Genomic DNA, 21,344 nt, shown 5'->3' with positions numbered 1-21,344 from the left:
CTAATATATATACTGCGTCTACTCAACCGGACTTATGACGATACTTATGACCACGCTGTCCTGTCGGTCTTCATCTAGCACATAACGCGGGTCGATAGCTGTAATGATACGGGGCAGGTGGTCAAGCAGGGCCATAAATAATGGCTCAAGGTTGTATCCTTGCAACGTGACACTGTGCGACGAGAAACTGAGCTTGATCACGTTCTTTTCGTCATTTGGCTCATACTCACCAGCAATCAGGTAAGCATAGTTTAGAAAGACCCGCCGACCGTCCGGCCAGACCAGACAGACATTTCGGGTGTGCCCATTGGATGGGTACTGTTCGACTAGCAACGTCCCAGACTCCTCACCAGAACCGGTCGGATCGTTTTCCCGCAACTGGTCAAAACGCAATTTAAAGCCCTGGTTCATATTCGCGGTCTTTTATGCGAGTGGGTTTTGTAATTTCTTTCTGTCTGGTTGGATCGGCTGGTGACCGGCTCAAATCGTCGCGGACGCGCTGTTGGACCAGCTCTGAGGTCTTGTTTTTGCGTCCGACGAGTTCAAGGGCTGATTGCCGGTCACCAAGTTCCGAAGCTTGTGCCAGTAATTGCTCCTTATCCTCGGTGTAAATCCTTACCCTGTCACGCCCTCTGGAGACCGAGACGTAAAACTGCTTCGCATCGGTCGCCGCAAAGGTCGAAGCCGGTTGTGAGATAAACACCTCGTCCACCGTCTTACCTTGTGAGGCATGGCTTGTGATGCAGTAATTATGCGCAATATGCCCGAATTGCTGATCCAGCCGATATTCAACCTTGCTTTGCGCATTGCGTAAAAGAATGTCGCCTTGCTTCGACACTTTCATCACGTCCAGGGTCTGGCCGTTATTGAGACGGGTGCCGTCAAGGTCAAAGCCATTGCGCGTGATCCGCACAGCGTCTCCTTTGGCAAGGCTGATCTCGCTTTTGTGGTAAACATCAAAGTCCCGGCTCCTGGCGGTCGGTAAGGACAGGGATGCCCCCTGATCGTCCTTGATCGTCACACCTTTCTCAGATGCAGTATCAATCGTCCAGACGCTGCCGCGCTTGATGCCAGGCAGATTCTGGTTGAACTGAATGACCTGTCCCTCCTGAAAATTCCGCCAGTCACTGCGTTCTGCCTCGGTCATGTTAAGGTTGGTCAGCCGGGCGGCTGAAACCTCTTTTTTCGAGAGCAGCCCGCGTTCCTGCAACGAGCGGCGAATGTCACCCGTTACGGCTTCGCCGTGGGCGTGAGTCGGAGAGACGACAAGTGCCGATTTGCCTTTTTTGATCGTCTCCACATAGTCCTTTACAAGCTGGCTGTTTGGGTGCATCGGGTCGATGGTCTGAATGGCCCCCATGCCATCCAGCTTGGTAAACCCTTGCGTCACATCTCCCTTGGCAAGGTCTTCTACCGCCGAGCGGTAATCCGCTCCACGTTGGCGGTAGATGCGGCTCACCTCCGCTGTCTGGATGCCAGCGACGGTGTTCAATATACGCAAAGCATCACCCCGGACGACTGAAGCATGTTGGCGCGTATCGCCCCCAAGGATCAGGCGAGCATTTTGTTTTGTGGCAATGTCGAGTAAGGCCGTCATGTCGGACGTCCCCAGTAGCCCGGCTTCATCACACCAAAGAACCTGATCCTTTAGTGCCGCTTGCATCTTCTCATCGCTGAGCAGCTTGGCGACCGTCTCAGCACCGGCAAAACCCTCTTCTCGGAGAACACCTCGTGAGGCCTGCGTGGTGGGTGCAACGACAGTCACCGTTTTGCCCGCATCTTCCATGAGGCCAACCGCTTCTTTCATCAGTGTCGTTTTGCCCGTGCCAGCCGCTCCCCGGATAATGGACACGCGGTGAGGGGTCGTTAGGACATGCCGCACCGCTTCCGCCTGTTGACCGTCAAGTTTGATCTCTGGCGCTTTGTCGTATAAAGGCTTCAATTTGCCCTGACCCTGCCGGGCAAGACCCACCATACGTTGCTCTTCACTCAAAACCTGTTTTGTGGTGCAGAATGTCCGTCCTTTTTCTTCAACGTGAACCAGCCGGGCGTCCGCTTTGAACTCTGCCGTCACATCGTCCAGAGAGACTGACCGTCGCCCGATACTGTGCCGGTAAGCTGACGCCAGCAATCGGCGCTCACTCTGTACGGAGGCCCGTTCGAAACCGTGACTGATCGCATGATCGACGCACATATCAGGGGTGAGGCCGGATTTATCTTGTACTGGCATGGCATGACGTAGCGTAGCTTTGCCCTCGCTTCCCTCTCGTTGCCCCAAATTTTCAATCTGTTGCCGCCAGTCCTTTTTCAGTTCGGCCATCGTATGGCCTTTCTGCTTTTTAGCGCGGGTACGCGCTCCTAAATTGTCTAATTCCTCTCGGTCGGTTATGCCTTTTTCTTTAGCAACCCGCCTAATCTCATCTGTACGCTTCGAAAATAAATCCAGGACATCTTGGGGCACCCCTTCTATCTCAAAACTTTTGCCGGTACGGCGAATCTGATAACCAGAATCGACCAGTCCATCTGATAGTCGCTTTTGGAACAATGCTTCGTAATAAGGACAGTCGCGCTTAATATCTCGAAACTGACCGGCCTTGATTTGTTTCTCCGTATCATCCCAAGTCGCGTTAAATATGAAACAATGTGCATGTAGGTGTGGATCTGGAAGGTGTCCATCTACGGGCCTTGCTGTCTGATGGTAAAAGTCGGCCCAGATCAACTCCCCGGTCTGACGTTCATCAACCACTCCGGCTTTACGAACACGGGTCCGGGCATCTCGCTCGATGTCTTGCATCGTTTGCCTAACAGCCTCCTGGAATATATTTAGAATATGATCATCTTGAGAGAGAGCATGAATGATGCTTAAACTTTTTGGGCAGTGCATGTTGAGATCGTAACCAACCGTCCGGGCCTCTTTTGTTATTGGGGTCAACGCTTCACCGGTTACGGGATGCCGGTTGTCACACAATGCAAAGAAAGCTTCTTTGGTGATCGAACCAGCGATCCCAAGTCGTTCGGCAAGTTTGCCCTGCATGCGCCCACTCATCTCCTGATTTTGCTCGGACAGGTAATAATCGGACTTAACCAAAGCCTCTGTATAGTAAGCTTTGGCGTGTCCGCTCGATTGGGATTGTACCATTCGTATCATGTCCAGGAGTGTACAGGAGATGAGTGAGACGACAGGTTACTTTGATCGTTTCTTAGTCTCAAAGCATGAGGGATAACGAGGTAACAGGGCGAAAGGCTGTGCAACGGAAATAGTCCGACCCGGTTAGACTTTTAAAATCAGACCTCTTCTCGCTACATAGTAGTGAAGCTAAACCGCCTCAATTAATTCGTCCCGGTCGATCATCATGTCGGCCAGATCGCGTCGGAAATCCGGGTCAGCCGGACGGCGGCCATACACCTGAAAGCCTTGCGTCTGACTGGCATCCATGCCGTTGACATAGGTATTGTGCAGTTGCCGGTTGGCAATCAATTCGTCCGATTTGTCATACATAAAGTTGTCTCCGATGTAATATTGCGCACGATAGCTCATGCCATAGATCACGGCACAGATCATCAGCAGCGGGCCGAGCGACTGGCCGATCAGCCATAACATGAAGCCTATAAAGAAGAACAATCCCGGTTCGATCAGCGTCTCGACCATGCGCACGTTCACCGGCTTGCCGCCCCATTCGACATTGAAGAAGCGGGCGTCAACAAGACCGGGAGAGAGGCTGAACCAGTTGAAGTCGAAGTCTCCCGGCTCGCGTTTGATCTGGCTCCAATGGTGGTACGCCCTGTAAACCATTGCTGCCAGATATGCATACCAGGTGAGGTAATGCTTCAGCAGTTCGCCGAAATTGAGGTCCGGGCCATAGCTTCTGTGCCGAAACAGGAAACTGGCACTGATCTGGTTCAAAACGGGATAGCAGGCCAATAGTACGGCAAAAACTATAGTACCTGAAAACGTGAAGTACCGTGTCCCGAACTTGCGACGGGTGAACAGCTCAATGGTCAGACGTGGCCATGAACTGCTATTCAGGAACATCATATAGATGGCCACTTTGAAAGCGTTGGTCCGCTTATAGACCTGGCGGTAATACTGATTTCGTTGCATCGTAATAGATGTTTAAAGGTGAGTTTTAATCATGATTTAAAGCTGGCAATTCTGGTTAAAGATCAAACGCAGGTGATTGAGGCCATTACAGAAGCAGTCACCCTGTCGGTGCATATAAGCTTCAACCCGATGGTTGTTGCGCGGGCCCCCTGTGCGGAGTTTGGAAAATTGCTCCGGTCTGACCATGCGTTCCAGCCGGTGAGACTCACCGAATGACTGCGAAAAACTGCTGGATGCTGTCGTCGTATTCTTCGACTTGTCGATGATAAATCCGTCTCCAATAAGCTTCGACGCGTACTCATTGGTCTCCGTATCGGCGTTGGCGCTGAAGATCTTGGTAGACAGCGTTCCTAAAAATGCCCGAACACGGTGTTCAGGAGTGTGTCCCCCCATCGACGCGATATAGTTAGGCAGGTTTTGCGAAAGATAGACCGTTGCCACTCGGCTGCTGCGAGCCGTAGCCTGAAACTCGGCATCCTTGTCATGGATAAGCACATGACTTTCATCACACCATAAAAATACAGGCCGACCGTTCAGCTTGACGTTTCTCTTTTCCCAGGCACTTTGAAAGCAATATTTTACGATAAGCTGGGCATCCCGACCGGATTTCTGGTAAAGCTTTACTGGAAGATTGACAATAACGATTTTACCATTCAGGCAATCTTCTGGCGTAACGGTTGATGCATGCCGACAGAAGAGACTGTAGAACGGTTCGCGGAGCAGACGCAGCAGAAACGATTGAAACATCATTTCAATAATGGAGCGTGTCTTATCGCTGAGATTGTAAAGCGTATCCGAGAAGAAGTTATCGACAAACTTCAATAAACGCGCATCAGCTACCGCATCCATTAATGCATTGTCGTAGGCGGTATCGTCCTGCAATAAATTCTGTTCTTCTCTGCTCAGTGTCGCATGCCACGCTTCAATCTGTGCGGTCACGTTGACTCTGGCGGCTTCAAAGGCTCGTTCAAATGCATTGACGTTATCGTTCGCGGATTGTCTTGCAACATCCACTTTTGGAACGTTTACGACAATGTCATGCAAAACCTGTACGGAAATCTTGCCATAAGCCAGTCGGGTTAAATCGACCGCGTTTCTTAATAACAGGTCGAAAGAGTCCACCCAGAAGGTATCATTCGACTTGCCGCCATCCTGCAAGGCTCCGGCCTGAATGATCGTCTGGAGGAGATCAACGATGTTAGCGGTGTCAGTCACTTCTTCTGAACCCCGACTGGCCTCGTCAAGGAAGTTGAATGTTGCTCCATTCGGCTCGATCACCACCAGATCCTGTTCACGTCCGGTTAACTGGCATAGCTCTTTCCACATGTCTAGCTCATCTGGCTTCACCGTTAAGATCAGACCACCGAAATTTGCCAGAAGGTAGCGCAGTGCCCACAATCGACCACTGCCGGACGTTTTACCACTTCCGATCCCGCCAAAAATCTGCACACCTTCGACGGCATTGCGGATGGTAAAGCTGTCTGTGCCGTAGGAAGAGGGAAACTGAATAAGGGGCGTATCTAAATCAAAAATATCCATAGGCATAAGGTTTTCGATTGGTTCAGTATCATTCTTTAAATACGGGTCAAAGCTTTCCGCTTTGACCCGTAATCCACCGTTCGTCTCATCATGCGACGTGTCCTACTTCTGAGGCAGCTTACTTCTTGTAGAACTTGCCTGAATAGGGACAAGGCTCATATACGTCACCGCCTGAGATGATCTCAGTGATCTGACCCGTGCTGGCAACATTACTCACCCAGCCGGTAATTGAGGTGCCGTTCGGACCATCAACGGTTTGCGTTGTGTTATACATCGTTATATGGATTTAAGGTGGGGCTGAAAGATTACAGGCTTTTCAACGTGGCCTACTACCCGTGCACTGGTGAGTATCGTTAGGGCAAAAGCCTAATATTTCTGTTTTGTATCTGGCACCTTATATAGGACGTCAGATAATTTGGTTTCACTTCTCTGGGGTGTAGAGGCCGGTCGTTTCGCTCAATCGCAGCGTCAGGCCAGTTGCAAGTCTGATACGCGCAGGGCGGGAGCCGTGCCATTCGATGACACGCCCAGCATCGGGCAGATTATAGGGGTTGTCGATAATCGTTATGTCGTTCATGTTTCGTAATCATTTAGGATTTCGGCGTTAGAAATTCTTCCTCCACCAAGCGAGTCAATAACTCGTGGGCGGTTAATTAGGATGGGCTCGCACGAACGGGTCCGGTTGCGAGCGGGAGCGTGCTTCTGTTCCATGAGTAGCGTTTCTTGATCCTTCTTTTCGTCATTTATTCCGGGTCATAAATTCCTTCGGTATTACGCCTTAAGACCGCGCCCCATTGAGTTCGCACGCGGTCGGGGTATCCACTGGTCCAGCTCAGGACTGTGACAGAAAGTTGCTGGCCAAATTGCGCCTGAACAGTGACGAATGTTGACCCGCCGTGGTGAGCAGGGTTGTTTTGAGTTATGTGTATGCCTGTGTTCATCATTTCGGTTTGTTATCTTGACAGCATTGATAGATGATGTTATGTACAGGAAATCAACTTATGTAAGGTTGCAAACATGACCTCTCAGCAGGCATTCCGCGATAATTCAAAACCACTTACTAATCACAAAGCGTCTATTTTGGACGCTTACGTCGCAGCCCATAGTCCTGAACGGGTTGATGGCTATTTGGACGCGGTTCAGGACATGGTTCAGTACATTGAGGACAACGTCTTGTCCACAGAAGAACCCAATAGACGCTACTCTAATACACCTAGCCGCGTTCGCACGAAACTCAAAGAGTTTTGTTCATTCTGTAAAGAGCTGAACGTTACTGCGTCAGGCCAAAATCACAGTGTAATTATCCCGACTGACCTCACACCTGAATAATGGTGTAATGTTCGGATTTTATATTTTGCTTATGCGTTATCCGTTTAAACGGTGACTCTCTATAGCTCTGACATAAATTACAGTATCTAATATTCTCATCTACAGGAATAACTGTAAGTACTCCAATTCGAATCTCTGACCTAAATTGCCGTATCTGTCTAACCAGCTTACAGTTATAACTGTAAGCACTTAAACTCATACAATCATGGTTGTTTTGCGTCATGAATGGCACGTTTTCTATGAACTCCTGTGCAAAAAATTTGTCGAACGAGAGCATGGAAATGTCTTACCTGGAACGGCTAAAAATTTTTATTCACAAGCTATCTGGGAGCAGGAGTACAAAGGCGGAATCTATAAGTCAAAGCGTATTGCCCAAGTGCTTTTTTCTGGTGGTCGAAGTGACAGCGAGTTTTATTTCTGGCGGTTGAATGGTGATTTCAAAAGCAAGCCACAAGCATGGGTTGATGATACATCTCTGTTTAAAGCCTTAAAATATCTCGAAGAGGATTTCACATACGAGATCGTCAAAGAGCTACCTACTAACTTGAAACGGGATGTTGACATTTTGTTTCAACAGTTTCGTAGTTCAAATCGGAGTAAAATAGAGGATCTATCGGCTGAGGCTCAACCGCCAAGTTTTGAAAGATTCAAAGATGAATCTAACCTAAAAGAACCGGACGTGATAAATCAAGAATTTGCGAGTGTAGAAGCCGTTATTGTAGGTTTTTATGAAGACATCTCGGTCAAAGATTTGGATAAAGCATGGGAGCGACTATCTCCTAATTTTAGAAACCGAGACGCCTGGAAAGGTAGTTTTAAGCGCTTTGAGGAAGGGTATGCTAATACGCGTGGAATCCGCAACATTGAAGTTAAAAACATACATCAGTCATCTAAAAGTTTTATAGACTGTGATGTTTCGTACAGGGATGAAATTGAAGCCGGATCTTCTTTTGAACTGGACTCTCTGAGTAGAATGACAGTGAAAGACGTAGATGAATTTGCAAGAATTTTAAAGAAAATTCGGTCAGATGTTGAACGACTAGGCGGAACAGGTTTTGATAAAATCGAACTCTCTACGTTTCTTCAGCCAGCCGCATCTGAAAATATATGGTTCCAATGTGGCTTCAGCCCGGATGTAATTGCAAATCTATTTAGTAATAGAACAACTGTCTATGTAGAGCGTGAATACACCTGTACATGTTATAAGATCGATAATAACTGGTATATCGACAGAATTCGTCATTTCAAGGCCCAATAGTCTAGGTAATTAATCAGAGAACGTATCTACATTGCTGAAATTATCTGGTGATACGGTAATGTAATGACTTTTACTTGTCAGCGGGGCGTACAATTATTTGCAAAATAGTATGCTTGCATACTATTTTTGTATGCAGCTAAACGAAGCATATCGTTTAGGCGTTATACAAATATGGATATTCGAAGCTTTTTTTGTGCTGGATTACAGGCAAGTTCTAGACATACTTACTTTGACATCCTCAATATTTTGAGGAATGAAAGTTGTACCTATGTTGTACCAACAAAAAAGGCAGTCACAACTTTTAGCTGTAACTGCCTCTGTTCAAGGTGGTGATGGACGGAATCGAACCGCCGACACAAGGATTTTCAGTCCTTTGCTCTACCAACTGAGCTACATCACCCTGAAACGTGGGTGCAAAAGTACGTGAAGAATGTCTTTTTGCAACACATTCAAAGAAATAATTTTAGATATTTAAAGAGACTTCTGGCAATCTGTTGATTATCAGAACAAACTAGATTCCTAAACGAATGGAAATTTTTCAGCAAATTTTGTTTGTCGCGGCTTTAACAGTCGTGGCCTGGTACATAACCAAGCGAATTCAGCTTATTTCCCGGGCTATTAAGCTTGGTAGGGCCGAAGATCGGACAGATCACGCCGATGAGCGACTCAAAACCATGTTGCTGGTGGCATTCGGCCAGAAGAAGATGTTTACCAATCCACTGGTGGGTGTCATGCACTTTGTCATTTATGCCGGGTTCATTATTATCAACCTCGAAATTCTGGAAATCATTCTGGATGGTGTTTTGGGTACTCACCGGCTGTTTGCGCCATACATCACGCCCGTTTACCCTTTTCTGATCAATGTCTTTGAGGTTCTTGCCTTTGGTGTACTGGCTGTTTGCGTGGTGTTTCTGTGTCGTCGGTTTGTGGCAAAAGTAAGCCGGTTTCAGCCGGAGCGTCACCGCGAAATGGCTCGCTGGCCCCAGGCTGACGCTGCTATCATTCTGATCGCCGAAATTCTGCTCATGATCGCCTTCCTGACCTGGAACGCATCAGATAGCGTGCTGCGCGATCGGGGCGTTGGGCATTACGGCGAATTACAGGGCATCGTGCCTGATTTCATCATCAGCCAATACCTAAAGCCGCTTTTCATCAACTTTAGTGATACAGGCTTAGTCGCTTACGAACGTACGGCGTGGTGGTTTCATATTCTGGGTATTCTGGCCTTCGCTGTTTATGTTACCTACTCCAAGCACTTACACATTGCACTCGGTTTCCCGAATGTCTACTTCTCCGATCTGCAGCCCAAAGGCGAGATGCAGAACATGCCCGAAATCACCAAAGAAGTACAACTGGCTCTTGGGCTGCCCCTTACAACAGAACCCGATGGCTCGCAAACGAATGATAATGGCGAGCAACCTGCGGAGATAGGCCGTTTTGGCGCTAAAGACGTGCAGGATTTGAAATGGATAAACCTGATGAACGCCTACAGCTGCACTGAATGCGGCCGTTGTACAGCTGCTTGTCCGGCCAATATTACGGGCAAAAAGCTGTCGCCCCGTAAGATCATGATGGACACCCGCGACCGGCTCGAAGAAATTCAGCAGGGCTGGAAAACGAACGGTCCGGACTACCGCGACGATAAATCACTACTGAACGATTACATCACCGCCGAAGAACTCAATGCCTGCACCACCTGTCAGGCCTGTGTAAATGCCTGCCCCATCAATATCAATCCACTGGACATTATTCTTCAGTTACGCCGGTATCGCGTCATGGAAGAGTCGCAGGCACCGGCTTCCTGGAATGCCATGTTCAGTAATATCGAAAACAACATGGCTCCCTGGAAATTCTCGCCTAGTGACCGATTCAACTGGGCCGATCAGGTGAATGATTAACCGTTTCAGGAAAATATTATACTGACGATGACAACTGAAAAAACATACAAAGTGCCGACAATGGCCGACATGGCCGCGTCGGGAGAGGAACCGGAGATTCTGTTTTGGGTTGGCTGCGCTGGCTCGTTCGATGACCGGTACAAACGCGTAACCATTGCCTTCGTTCGCATTTTAAATCACGTAGGCATTAAGTTCGCCGTGTTGGGGCCGGAAGAAGGATGCACCGGCGACCCGGCTCGACGGGCCGGGAATGAGTTCCTGTTCCAAATGCAGGCTATGTCCAATATTCAGGTGTTGAACGGCTACAACGTCAAGAAAATCGTGACCGCCTGTCCTCACTGCTTTAATACCCTTAAAAACGAGTATCCGGAGTTAGGCGGTAACTATGAAGTTATCCACCACTCACAGTTTTTACAGGGTTTGATCAACGAAGGCCGGGTTCGGGTGAAAGATGGCGAGTCGTTCAAAGGTCGCCGGATCACGTTTCATGACTCCTGCTACCTCGGCCGGGCTAACAAAATATACGAAGCTCCCCGTGATGTATTGGCTGCGCTGGATGCCGATCTGGTTGAAATGAAACGCGTGCGTGCCAATGGGCTCTGTTGCGGGGCGGGTGGGGGCCAGTACTTCAAAGAACCGGAACCCGGTAAGAAAGACGTAAACGTCGAACGCGTGGAAGAAGCGCTCAGCACCGGTGCCGATACCATCGCCGTTGCCTGTCCTTTCTGTATGACGATGATGTCTGACGGTGTTAAGAACAAGAACAAAGAAGATTCTGTCCGCGTATACGATATCTCGGAACTGATTGCGCAGGGGCAGGGGTTGTGAAAAAGATGTATGATGTGTGATATATTTTTCGCAAATCATACATCGTACATCATACATCATACATAAATTCCTCCATGTACATTGATTTTGACAAGTTGCCCGATACGGCCCGGGTGTGGGTATATCAGGCAAATCGCCCGTTAACCGACGGCGATGTGAAAATGATTGAGGAGGCCTTACGACCCGCGTTAAACGAGTGGGCCGCGCATGGACAGCCGTTATTGGCGTCGGCACAGGCTGTCGAAAATCGTTTTCTGGTAGTGGGTGTCGATGAAGGCTATACGCTGCCGAGCGGCTGCTCCATCGACTCGTCCATGCGGACGGTGCAGGACATTGGCCGTCAGCTTGGCGTTGATTTTTTCGATCGATCGGCGGCTGTTCAGTCGGCTGATGGATCAGTGCATACAATTGCATTACCGGCTATTAAAGAAGCGGTGACGAACGGGCAACTGGCGCCTGAGACAACAGTATTCAACACGTTAGTGAAGACGAAAGCAGAACTCCTGTCAGACTGGCGGATTCGGGCCGCTGACTCGTGGTTAAAGCGCTATTTTAAGTCAATAACGGCTTAAACGGGCTGTTAATTGGGAAAAGCCGGTCAAGCACCATTTTTTTAAGTGGTGTTTGACCGGCTTTAACGTTGTCAGTTGTTGAAACGTTCACTGCCAAATCGTCATATTAGCCTGATTTTAAACCTTTTTTTTGAACAAAGGATTGATTTTTGTAGTCAACCTCAGATAAGATTCGGCGGATTGGTTTTTCATAATTATCGAATTCGTTGGGTCCTGCCGACGGTACAACGGCAATTTACTCTTACTTTTATGGCGACTATACCCGAAGTTATGTCAGATACGCCAACTCGCGACGACCAGGAGACTGGATCAGACCAATTGTTACCAGACGGAGACGCCGTTGAGCAACCCTCGGCCGAAACGCCCGCTCGCCGATATACCGATGAGCAGAAGTACCAGGTTTTCAACAAGGAGTTCATGCCGCACATTGACTCCATGTACAATTTTGCCTTTCGCCTGACCACCGATGAGGACGACGCCAACGATCTGGTGCAGGATACTTACTTAAAGGCATTCCGGTTTATTTCATCATTTGAGCAAGGAACTAACGCAAAAGCGTGGCTGTTTCGAATACTGAAGAACAGCTTCATTAACGATTACCGAAAGAAAAGTAAGGAGCCGGCAAAAGTGGATTATCAGGACGTTGAAACGACCTATAATTCTGAAGATGCCGAATCTGAACACACAGTCGACCTTCGGGCCGAGTCCGTGTCCGACTTAATCGGCGATGAAGTGGCCACGGCGCTGAACTCGTTGCCTGTTGATTTTCGAACGGTTATTATTCTCTGCGACATCGAAGGATTCACGTACGAGGAAATGGCCAAGATTTTGGATATACCAATTGGAACCGTGCGGTCCCGCCTGCATAGAGCCCGTAACCTATTGAAAGAAAAATTGCGTGATTACGCATCATCAATGGGTTATAATGAAGAAAGTGAAGAATAAACCGAACTTTTTATAAGGCTATTTTGGTTCTGCTAATAACTTAACGTATTATTATTCTTGGAATAAATAAAATTTTTCCAATGCAAACGTCGTCGTCACTATCATCTTCTTCATCAGACTCAAAGCCACAGATGAAAGAACATTGCGACCATCAGGTCGACTGCTTGAAGATGATTCAGTTGATCCTGGATGGAGAAGCTACAGATCAGCAACTCGCCCGATTAAAGGCTAATCTGGTATCCTGTCAACCGTGTATCCAAATGTATCACTTCGAACAAGAGGTAAAAGAGTTGTTAACGAAGCGAATGGAGAAGAAGTGCTGCCCTGAACAGTTAGTGGCAACGATCAAATCGAAGATCCTGACGTTTAGCTAATTCCTAAAGACATTTGATTGGGGTAATTAGGGCGATGCTGTAAAAGCTAACCTTGATTACCCCAATTTTATTATAGATTCAACCAATTGATAACCTGCCGTGGACGGTAAACTGATCATTTTTTCTGCCCCTTCCGGTTCGGGCAAGACCACCATTGTCAAGCATTTGCTGGCCGAGAATAACAATCTCGGCTTTTCCATTTCAGCCTGTACCCGCGACCGAAGGGGCCGCGCAGAAGAAAATGGAAAGGATTATTACTTCCTCACGCCCGAAGAATTCAAACAGCGTATCGATAATGACGAATTCGTTGAATGGGAAGAAGTTTATGTAGGCGCTTTCTACGGCACACTTAAATCAGAAATTGAACGACTCTGGCAAAGTGGTAAGCATGTGCTGTTCGATGTGGATGTACAGGGTGGCCTCAAGCTAAAAGAATATTATGGCGACAAGGCACTGGCCGTTTTCGTAAAAGTGCCTGATGAGGAAACCCTTCGCCAACGCCTGATTGGCCGTGGCTCCGAAACCGAAGAAAGCCTCTCGAAACGCTTGTTTAAAGTACACTTTGAAATGAGTTTCCAAAGTCGGTTCGATGTAATTCTGGTCAACGACGATCTGGATACATCACTTCAAAAAGCCCAGAAGCTGGTCGATGATTTCGTGAAAGCGAACAAAGTGCCCGTGAAGGGGGCGGTTATTTAACAGTATTGGGAGTGAGGAGCGGGAATGGCTGACGCAAGCGAGGACTGGCATCTGCTATTTCCGCTCCTTGCTCCTCGCTCCTAATACTTATTATGAAGATTGGTTTATTCTTTGGCTCTTTCAATCCGATTCACATCGGGCATTTGATTATTGCCAACACGATGGCGACAACGACAGACCTCGAACAGGTGTGGTTTGTGGTATCGCCCCAGAATCCGTTCAAGAAGACTAAAAGCCTGCTGCATGAGTTCGACCGGCTTGATATGGTGGAACGGGCCATTGCCGATAACAGTCGGCTAAAAGCGACTAACATCGAGTTTTCGATGCCCAAGCCCAGTTACACCATTGATACGCTGACCCGGCTTGTCGAGAAATATCCGCAGCACACCTTCCGACTCATTATGGGCGAGGATAATCTGGAGCAGTTTGCCAACTGGAAAAACTACGACAAGATTCTGGAATATTACGGGCTCTATATTTATCCACGGCCCAAAAGCAAGGAGAGCGAATTCAAAATTCACCCGAATGTACGGTTGGTTGAAGCGCCCCTTTTAGATATATCCGCCACGTTTATTCGCGATAACATTCGCGCCAACCGATCCATTCGTTATATGGTACCGGATGTAGTGGAAGAGATGATCGAGCGGAAAAAGTTTTATGTATAATACCGACCATCCCGGTCATGTGTATCATAATTAGCCTTACACCCGACCGTCCCGGTCGGCACTACACTCACGGAATACCATTCTGAAACGTAATCTCTGTCGCCAGGCCAATAGCGCTCATACGAATCGCGACCGACCGACTTGTTGATTTAGTACCCGCCTGATCGCATTGGGGACCTTTTTCAAGGAAGTAGATATAAAACTTCTGGTTCCGGTCGGCGATCTGGTTAACGTCTGGCCGGCCGAGGAGTTCGCCAATTTCATTTGCGGACTTGCCTTTTAAATTCTGGATCTCGGCTCTGAAATCGGGCTCAAGTTTAGACCGGATGCCATAACAGCCGCCCCGGTCCCCGCGCCATTTCTTTATATCAAGTTTACCAAACTGGTCGGGAGTGGAGCTGCACCCACTTATCAGCATAACAGCGAAAGCTGCGTAGAAGAACTTCATTGTCTATGAATGGCTTAGCAGAAAGGCACCGTCTAAGCGGTGCCTTTTCTGATTATTGTTGCTCGTTATAGAGTACTTGCAGAAGCGTTTGACCAACGGCTTTTAGTGTGCCCCGGTCTATATTGCTCATGTTATCTTCAGCCGTGTGCCAGGCAGGGAAGAAGCCCCCCGTACCAATGTTTGTATGAATGATGTCAATCATCGGAATCTTGGCGATGGTGTTCGGTGCCACGTGGTCATCGGTGATCTGACCGCCGGGTGTGTCGATAAAATATTGACTGTAACCAGCCCGGCTGGCCGTCTGCCATACGTTATTCACCACCGTTGGGGCAAACTGCATCGACAATCCTTCTTTGGCAAATGTAGCGCCTTTGGCACCAACCATGTCCAGCAAGATGCCATAATAAGCTGAATAGCCCGGTTTATGCAGGTTTTTAGCCCAGTAACGGGAGCCCAAGCAGAAACCAATGTAATCGAACTGGCTGCCGCCTTCCTTCTCAAAGTCACCAACGGCCTTTTCTCCATTGCCCCAGTCTTCGGCATCGAAGAAGATAATGTCAATACCTACAGTTGGTTTCTGCTGGTTTTGCTGAATGGTACGCGCCAGTTCCAGTAAAACGCCAACGCCACTGGCTCCGTCATTGGCTGCCGTAACGGGCTTCGACTGGTCAGCTTTATCTTCATCGGCGTCAGCATGTGGGCGCGAATCCCAGTGCGAAGCCAGTACGATACGCTTCGTGGCCTTAGGGTTGATGCTGCCAATGATGTTTCGGGCATTCAGTTTCTTGCCATCCCAGGTAGTGGCCACAAATGATTGCTCGGTTACCTCACAACCAAACTGTTTTAGCTTAGCCGCCAGGTAATTACCGGTTTGCACGTGCGCGGGCGTGTTGGGAACCCGTGGCCCAAATTTTACCTGTTGATCCACGTACGCGTAAGCCGAATCTGCATTGAAAGCCGGTGCGGAGACTGTGGCGGGTTGCTCGGTAGTCTGGGTAGCGTCCGTTTGTGATTGCTTGGTTCGGCAGGCACCGGCTGTCAGGATTAACAACGCGGGTACCAGAAATAAAGATGACTTACTCATTCTGTTAGGTCAGGATCAATCTCCAGATTGACCCATGTTCGTTAGGCTGTTCGTAGGCCAGGCTGGAGACTGACCCAGACGTTATTCCTCGTACGCCCAGTCGATCTGGTGTTTCATGTCTTTGATCGCCAGTCCCTGTGCTTTAAAGTACGAACGAATCTGGTCTACCTTGTCGTATTGCCGCTGCTCTTTGTATTCCCGATAGAGTGTCAGTAAGCCTTCCAGAACGGGCTGGTTTGTAGAACCTTCCTCAAGCAAGCCCAGCACATCCTGCATAAACGTCACAAAAGACTCCTTCAACAGGGTAAACGTTTCTTCGCCGAGAACAGCCGCCTGAAGCTGGTTCAGGTACAGCATATTCACATACTTCAACAGGGTAAATAGCTGGGCAATGGCTACGGCCGTATTCAGGTCGTCGTTCATGGCATCGTAAAACTGCCGAACGGCTTGCTGAATCTCTTTTTGCTTGGTCTCGTCAACGGTCACGTCGCTAGCCGTTGTTTCGCCCGACGGATACGTCATCGTTTTAATGACGCGTAGTCCATTGGCCAACCGTCGGTAGCCCTTTTGAGCCGCCTTGAGCGCATCATTCGAGAAGTCGAGGGTGCTTCGGTAATGCGATTGCAGCATGAAGAAACGCACCGTCATGGGGCTGTAGGGCTGGTCGAGCAGGGGGTGACTACCGGCAAAAAGCTCGGCGGGCAGGAATGAATTGCCCAGCGACTTCGACATTTTCTGTCCGTTTACTGTCAGCATGTTCGAGTGCATCCAATACCGAACCGGGTCGACACCGGTGAGGCCGTCACCCTGCGCAATTTCGCATTCGTGGTGCGGAAACTTAAGGTCCATACCGCCACCATGAATATCAAATTGTTTGCCCAGGTATTTGGTACTCATGCAGGTACACTCTAAATGCCAGCCGGGAAAACCTTCGCCCCAGGGCGAGTTCCAGCGCATGAGGTGTTCCGGAGCGGCCCGTTTCCAGATGGCGAAGTCCAGCGGACTCCGCTTCTCAGATTGACCATCCAGTTCACGCGTTTCGTTCAGCAGATCGTCCAGAATCCGGCCCGAAAGCTTTCCGTAATTACCACCCCGCTTGTTATAGGTTTCAATATCGAAGTATACCGACCCATTGGATTCATAAGCCAATCCATTAGCCAGTAAGGTCTGTACCGCTTCGATCTGCTCGACCATATGGCCGGTTGCGGTCGGTTCGATACTTGGTGGAAAGGTGTTGAACTGTCCCATCACCGTGTGGAAATCGTTGGTAAACCGTTGCACAATTTCCATGGGCTCCACCTTTTCCAGCTTGGCCATACGGCCAATCTTATCTTCGCCGTCATCACCGTCGCCCACGAGGTGGCCCACGTCGGTCAGGTTACGAACATAGCGGACTTTGTAGCCGATGAACGTTAGGTAGCGATACAGCGTATCGAAGGTTAGAAACGTACGGACGTTGCCCAGGTGAACATAGTTGTATACCGTAGGGCCGCAAACATACATACCCACATAAGGCGCATTGAGCGCGATGAACGGTTCTTTTTTGCGGGAAAGCGTATTGTATAACTGAAGTGGCTGCATTCGATGTTAAGTCATAATGCTGGTTTTGTTCGGCGGTGGCCGGGTCAAAAACAGACACCCAAAGTTAGGGATTGTTCGGCGGAAAACGGTAGCCCGGATGCTTTTGGCTATATTCGCATTTCATTTTGAAAATTGACCGGCTCTGGTTCTGTAATGCAGGTAGTTGAGGTAGGCGAAAACGCCCAATACAAGAAAGAATTTATTCAGTTTCCCGTACGTCTCTATCGTGCTGATTCATGCTGGATCAGGCCACTGGATGCCGACGTTGAGGAAGTATTCGATCCGGCTCGCAACAAACGCTTTGAACAGGGCGAATGCGTCCGGTATCTGTTACTGAACGACAAAGGCGAAACCATTGGCCGTGTGGCGGCTTTCGTGGATCATGAAATCGCTACCCTCGACAACGATCAGCCTACGGGTGGATTAGGTTTTTTCGAGTGTATCGACGATCAGGCGGCAGCTTTTGCTCTCTTCGATGCCGGTAAGGCCTGGCTGCAAAGCCGGGGAATGGAAGCCATGGACGGGCCGATCAACTTCGGCGATCGCGACCGCTGGTGGGGACTGCTGGTAGACGGTTTCGACCGGGAGCCGAACTACTGCATGCCCTATACTAAACCGTATTACATTCCACTTTTCGAGAATTACGGCTTTAAAGACTATTTTAAGCAGTACACGTTTGGAATCCCAACCACCTGGTCGAAACTTACGGAGATGTCGCAGGCGGTAAAAGACCGTGCTCAGCGCATATTCCAGAACCCGGAATATACGTTCCGAACCATCGACAAAAAGCAGCTGCCGGCAGCTGCCGAGCAGTTCCGGCATATTTATAATGCAGCCTGGGGCGGGCATAGTGGTGTAAAGGAAATGTCGGCGGCACAGGCGCAGGTACTCATGCAGAAGCTGAAGCCGGTAATCGACGAGAAAATCATTTATTTCGCCTATTACCAGGACGAGCCGGTTGCCTTTTTCGTTTGCCTGCCCGAGCTTAATCAGGTGTTTAAACACGTGAACGGCAAGCTGGATTTGATCGGTAAACTTAAGTTTCTGTGGCATATGCTACTGAAAACCAACCGTAAAGCCTTTGGCGTAGTGTTCGGCGTAGCGCCGGAGCATCAGGGCAAAGGTGTTGAAGCCGCCATTGCCCTTCGGATGCCACACGAAGCGGACCATAACCCCAACTTTCAGTATACCGAACTGGAAATGAACTGGGTAGGGGATTTTAACCCAATTATGGTGCGGTTTGTGAGTCAGTTAGGGTCGAAGATTGTGAAGACGCACGTCACTTACCGCAAGCTGTTCGACGAAACCAAGCCCTTTAAACGCTGCCCGGTCATTGGGCGGAAGAAATAAACATACTGTCCAGACCGCTACGGCGGACCGTTCCCGTCTGGTCCTATAACTATAACCCCGACGGGCCAAACGGGAGCTTGGCCCAGCTAGACTAATGAGCTTACTTACCGTTGGTTCTGTAGCGTTCGATGCGCTGGAAACCCCATTCGGCAAAACCGATAAAATTATTGGCGGTGCCGCTACCTACATCACACTGTCGGCTTCGTACTTTACGAAAGAAAACAATCTGGTTGCTGTTGTGGGCGACGATTTTCCACAGACCATGATTGACGACCTCCATCAGCACGGTATCAATACGGACGGACTGGAGATTCGAGTGGGAGAGAAGACCTTCTTCTGGTCGGGGAAGTACCACAACGATATGAACAGCCGCGATACGGTGGAGGTGCAGCTGAACGTGATGGAGCATTTCAATCCCATCATTCCGGATTCGTACCAGGATTGCGACTACCTGATGCTGGGAAACACGGCTCCGGCCATTCAGCAGATGGTGATCGAGCGGTTACACAAACGGCCGAAGCTCATCGTGCTCGACACCATGAACCTCTGGATCGAAATTGCCAACCCGGATCTGATGAACCTGCTCAAGCTGGTTGATGTGCTGGTTGTCAATGACGAAGAAGCCCGCCAGCTTACCCACGAGTATTCACTGGTTAAAGCAGCTGCTAAAATTCGTTCGATGGGACCGCAAACGGTTATCATCAAAAAGGGTGAGCATGGGGCACTGCTATTCAGCGAAGGTAAGATCTTCTTCGCCCCGGCCTTACCTCTCGAAGAAGTGTTCGACCCCACCGGGGCGGGCGATACCTTTGCCGGGGGATTTATCGGTCATTTAGCTAAAACCGATGATATCTCGTTCGAAAATATGAAACGGGCCATTATTTATGGGTCGGCTATGGCGTCGTTTTGCGTCGAGAAATTTGGTGCCGAGCGGATCATGAACCTGACGCAGGACGAAATCCAGGCGCGGGTGAGTGAGTTCGTTACCCTGTCGGCGTTTGGACTGGACTTGTAAAGTATAACACGGTTTACAATCAAAAGCGGTCGCCGGTACATTACCGGCGACCGCTTTTGATTGTAAACCGTGTTAGGTTAATTAGGCTAGGAAAGGCGTAACTAATGCCAATACCTGATCCTTGGTCAGAATTTCATCAAACGCCTGGCTAACCATATCAGCCGTGATGCGGCTATCACCCGCCAAGGCTGAAACCAGATTTACACCAGCCTGAGTCACGTTTTCTTCGCCGGCATAATTGCCATTGACAACGGCCGGAAGACCCTGCATGGCAGCGGTACCACCCGTGATCCAGCCCTTCTGACCCCGCATATAACGTACGTTAGCTGCGTGGGCTGCTTCCGTAGCGTGAATTTGCAGAGCTACCTGTAAAATAGCGGGGGCTGGCATAAGATTGGCCGCCTGCCCTTTGTAGGCCCGAACGCCAGTATCTTCGAGTGTTTGCGCAATGGCAGAGAAGGTCGCGAAGTTGGTAAATGTATCAGTAAACGTGCCCTTTGCCGAGAAGTCGAACTTGGGTTCGGCAACCGCGTCTGCGCCAAGTACCGACTTCAGTAATCGAACGTGTACCTGTTCGTGCTGACGAATCAGTTCAAAAGCGGCTCTATAATCGCTTGGGATCATAGACAAATTGCGGCCGGCATCGTAGAAACGATACTCCAGGTACTCCAGCGTGAGTGCAAAATTAAGCACATCTTTCACGCCTTGTGGGAGTGCGCTCGACTGCCCGTAGGCTTTTGTCAGGGCCGATGCCATGATAGCCGGAGCTGCAACAGCAATCGTTTTTTTGGTCAGTGAGCTAAATAAGCCCCGACGGGAGACGTGAGCCAGGCGATCGAAGATCTCGCCATCCACTTTCTCAATTTCGCTAAGTATGTTCTGTAAGTTCATTGGAGTTGAGTGGTTTATGCCAGGCTGGATACTAGAGCGCTTGCGTCGAGAGTTTCATTGATGTATTTCTGTGCGATGGGGAGCACAAACGTTGGCTCATAGGCAAGGTGTAAACCTGTATCGCTGGTCACGATGGTTGGACCGGCAAATGCATCCGAGTGCGGGTATTGCAGTTCACGGATAATTGAATGGTGGCGCGTCTCTACCGATACGATCTTACCCGCCAGGGTCAGGTAGTCGGCATTTTTGATGTACTTACCAGCACCATTATAGGCACCAACGCCCGTCTTCTCAAACGCTTCGGCATGAAGCAGTACGTCTGCCCGGTTGTTGAAGTCGATGCTTGAGAAGTTGAATGTTAAATCTGGAACGGCACTACCCACAGCGGCTTTGAAAAGAGCACGGTGAATGATTTCGTGGCCGCCAATGTCTGCCCACAATTGCTTGTCGGTAGAAGACATGTTTGGGTAAGGTTTCGCCAAAATCATTTCGTAGAAAGCGGCTTCCAATTGCTCCAGCACATAAGCAAAAGCCAGAATGCCTACGTCGCCGGTTGGTAACGCAACTGTTGGACCCGCTGCACGAGCACCGTTTGGTGTAACAGAAGTTTGATCTGCATTTGAGCAGGCAGATAGCAGACCACCCGTTACGGCTGCTGCGCCCGCTACTCTAAGAAACGACCGGCGGCTGGCTGCGGCCACCTCCGAAGGCGTCGCTTCGGGTCGATTAGTAACGTTTTTCATTGAGTAAAAGTTATTTAAGTGAT

Annotated in this window: 21 protein-coding genes and 1 tRNA gene; 10 read left to right on the top strand and 12 right to left on the bottom strand. The window is 49.2% G+C overall.

The window, feature by feature from the left end; genetic code table 11:
- Window positions 1–18: 18 nt before the first annotated feature.
- From ACYVJM_RS24875 to ACYVJM_RS24850, 6 genes are all read right to left on the bottom strand, one after another.
- Window positions 19–411, bottom strand: a complete 393-nt coding sequence (locus ACYVJM_RS24875; protein ID WP_461150943.1) for a hypothetical protein — start codon at window positions 409–411, stop codon at window positions 19–21.
- The gene (mobF, locus tag ACYVJM_RS24870) at window positions 395–3,139 is read right to left on the bottom strand and encodes a MobF family relaxase (RefSeq protein ID WP_461150942.1); all 2,745 of its coding nucleotides are present in this window, start codon (window positions 3,137–3,139) and stop codon (window positions 395–397) included. The genes ACYVJM_RS24875 and mobF overlap by 17 nt, the downstream gene beginning before the upstream one ends.
- Before the next feature lie 177 nt (window positions 3,140–3,316).
- Window positions 3,317–4,102: a hypothetical protein gene (locus ACYVJM_RS24865; RefSeq protein WP_461150941.1), complete on the bottom strand. Its 786-nt coding sequence runs from the start codon at window positions 4,100–4,102 to the stop codon at window positions 3,317–3,319.
- A 36-nt stretch (window positions 4,103–4,138) separates the two neighbouring features.
- Window positions 4,139–5,647, bottom strand: coding sequence for a type IV secretory system conjugative DNA transfer family protein (locus tag ACYVJM_RS24860; protein WP_461150940.1), 1,509 nt, complete (start codon window positions 5,645–5,647; stop codon window positions 4,139–4,141).
- A gap of 112 nt (window positions 5,648–5,759) precedes the next feature.
- The gene (locus ACYVJM_RS24855; RefSeq protein WP_461150939.1) at window positions 5,760–5,915 is read right to left on the bottom strand and encodes a hypothetical protein; all 156 of its coding nucleotides are present in this window, start codon (window positions 5,913–5,915) and stop codon (window positions 5,760–5,762) included.
- Window positions 5,916–6,062: 147 nt separating this feature from the next.
- Window positions 6,063–6,218, bottom strand: coding sequence for a hypothetical protein (locus ACYVJM_RS24850; protein WP_461150938.1), 156 nt, complete (start codon window positions 6,216–6,218; stop codon window positions 6,063–6,065).
- A 957-nt stretch (window positions 6,219–7,175) separates the two neighbouring features.
- Between ACYVJM_RS24850 and ACYVJM_RS24845 the strand changes: the two genes are divergently transcribed.
- A complete protein-coding gene (locus ACYVJM_RS24845) occupies window positions 7,176–8,228 on the top strand; it encodes a hypothetical protein (protein ID WP_461150937.1) in 1,053 nt (350 codons plus the stop codon).
- 327 nt (window positions 8,229–8,555) lie between these two features.
- Here ACYVJM_RS24845 and ACYVJM_RS24840 read toward each other — a convergent pair.
- Window positions 8,556–8,628: transfer RNA gene (locus ACYVJM_RS24840), tRNA-Phe, on the bottom strand.
- A gap of 127 nt (window positions 8,629–8,755) precedes the next feature.
- Here ACYVJM_RS24840 and ACYVJM_RS24835 point away from each other — a divergent pair.
- From ACYVJM_RS24835 to nadD, 7 genes are all read left to right on the top strand, one after another.
- A complete protein-coding gene (locus tag ACYVJM_RS24835; RefSeq protein WP_461150936.1) occupies window positions 8,756–10,126 on the top strand; it encodes a 4Fe-4S dicluster domain-containing protein in 1,371 nt (456 codons plus the stop codon).
- Window positions 10,127–10,153: 27 nt separating this feature from the next.
- Complete coding sequence (locus ACYVJM_RS24830) at window positions 10,154–10,954, top strand: (Fe-S)-binding protein (protein WP_461150935.1); 801 nt, start codon at window positions 10,154–10,156, stop codon at window positions 10,952–10,954.
- 74 nt (window positions 10,955–11,028) lie between these two features.
- Window positions 11,029–11,526, top strand: a complete 498-nt coding sequence (locus ACYVJM_RS24825; RefSeq protein ID WP_461150934.1) for a hypothetical protein — start codon at window positions 11,029–11,031, stop codon at window positions 11,524–11,526.
- 249 nt (window positions 11,527–11,775) lie between these two features.
- Complete coding sequence (locus tag ACYVJM_RS24820; RefSeq protein ID WP_461150933.1) at window positions 11,776–12,471, top strand: sigma-70 family RNA polymerase sigma factor; 696 nt, start codon at window positions 11,776–11,778, stop codon at window positions 12,469–12,471.
- Window positions 12,472–12,602: 131 nt separating this feature from the next.
- Window positions 12,603–12,845: a hypothetical protein gene (locus ACYVJM_RS24815; protein WP_461150932.1), complete on the top strand. Its 243-nt coding sequence runs from the start codon at window positions 12,603–12,605 to the stop codon at window positions 12,843–12,845.
- Window positions 12,846–12,944: 99 nt separating this feature from the next.
- Complete coding sequence (gene gmk / locus ACYVJM_RS24810; RefSeq protein ID WP_461150931.1) at window positions 12,945–13,544, top strand: guanylate kinase; 600 nt, start codon at window positions 12,945–12,947, stop codon at window positions 13,542–13,544.
- Between the two features lie 92 nt (window positions 13,545–13,636).
- A complete protein-coding gene (gene nadD, locus ACYVJM_RS24805; protein WP_461150930.1) occupies window positions 13,637–14,209 on the top strand; it encodes a nicotinate (nicotinamide) nucleotide adenylyltransferase in 573 nt (190 codons plus the stop codon).
- Window positions 14,210–14,276: 67 nt separating this feature from the next.
- Here the strand turns inward: nadD and ACYVJM_RS24800 are convergent, their stop codons facing one another.
- The 3 genes from ACYVJM_RS24800 to cysS all read right to left on the bottom strand — a co-directional run bounded on the left by ACYVJM_RS24800 (window position 14,277) and on the right by cysS (window position 17,322).
- The gene (locus tag ACYVJM_RS24800; RefSeq protein ID WP_461150929.1) at window positions 14,277–14,657 is read right to left on the bottom strand and encodes a hypothetical protein; all 381 of its coding nucleotides are present in this window, start codon (window positions 14,655–14,657) and stop codon (window positions 14,277–14,279) included.
- 52 nt (window positions 14,658–14,709) lie between these two features.
- Entirely contained in the window at window positions 14,710–15,741 is a 1,032-nt protein-coding gene (locus ACYVJM_RS24795; protein ID WP_461150928.1) for a M28 family peptidase, read from the bottom strand.
- Between the two features lie 81 nt (window positions 15,742–15,822).
- Window positions 15,823–17,322: a cysteine--tRNA ligase gene (gene cysS / locus ACYVJM_RS24790; protein WP_461150927.1), complete on the bottom strand. Its 1,500-nt coding sequence runs from the start codon at window positions 17,320–17,322 to the stop codon at window positions 15,823–15,825.
- A gap of 153 nt (window positions 17,323–17,475) precedes the next feature.
- On the opposite strand from cysS, the gene ACYVJM_RS24785 reads away from it, so the two are divergent.
- Entirely contained in the window at window positions 17,476–18,672 is a 1,197-nt protein-coding gene (locus ACYVJM_RS24785; protein ID WP_461150926.1) for a hypothetical protein, read from the top strand.
- A gap of 94 nt (window positions 18,673–18,766) precedes the next feature.
- Window positions 18,767–19,687, top strand: coding sequence for a PfkB family carbohydrate kinase (locus tag ACYVJM_RS24780; RefSeq protein WP_461150925.1), 921 nt, complete (start codon window positions 18,767–18,769; stop codon window positions 19,685–19,687).
- 81 nt (window positions 19,688–19,768) lie between these two features.
- Here ACYVJM_RS24780 and ACYVJM_RS24775 read toward each other — a convergent pair whose 3' ends face one another.
- Complete coding sequence (locus tag ACYVJM_RS24775; RefSeq protein ID WP_461150924.1) at window positions 19,769–20,578, bottom strand: ferritin-like domain-containing protein; 810 nt, start codon at window positions 20,576–20,578, stop codon at window positions 19,769–19,771.
- Between the two features lie 14 nt (window positions 20,579–20,592).
- The gene (locus tag ACYVJM_RS24770) at window positions 20,593–21,321 is read right to left on the bottom strand and encodes a ferritin-like domain-containing protein (RefSeq protein WP_461150923.1); all 729 of its coding nucleotides are present in this window, start codon (window positions 21,319–21,321) and stop codon (window positions 20,593–20,595) included.
- Between the last annotated feature and the right edge of the window lie 23 nt (window positions 21,322–21,344).

This window comes from Spirosoma pulveris, assembly GCF_054781875.1.
This window is presented reverse-complemented; position numbering and strand designations above follow the sequence as displayed.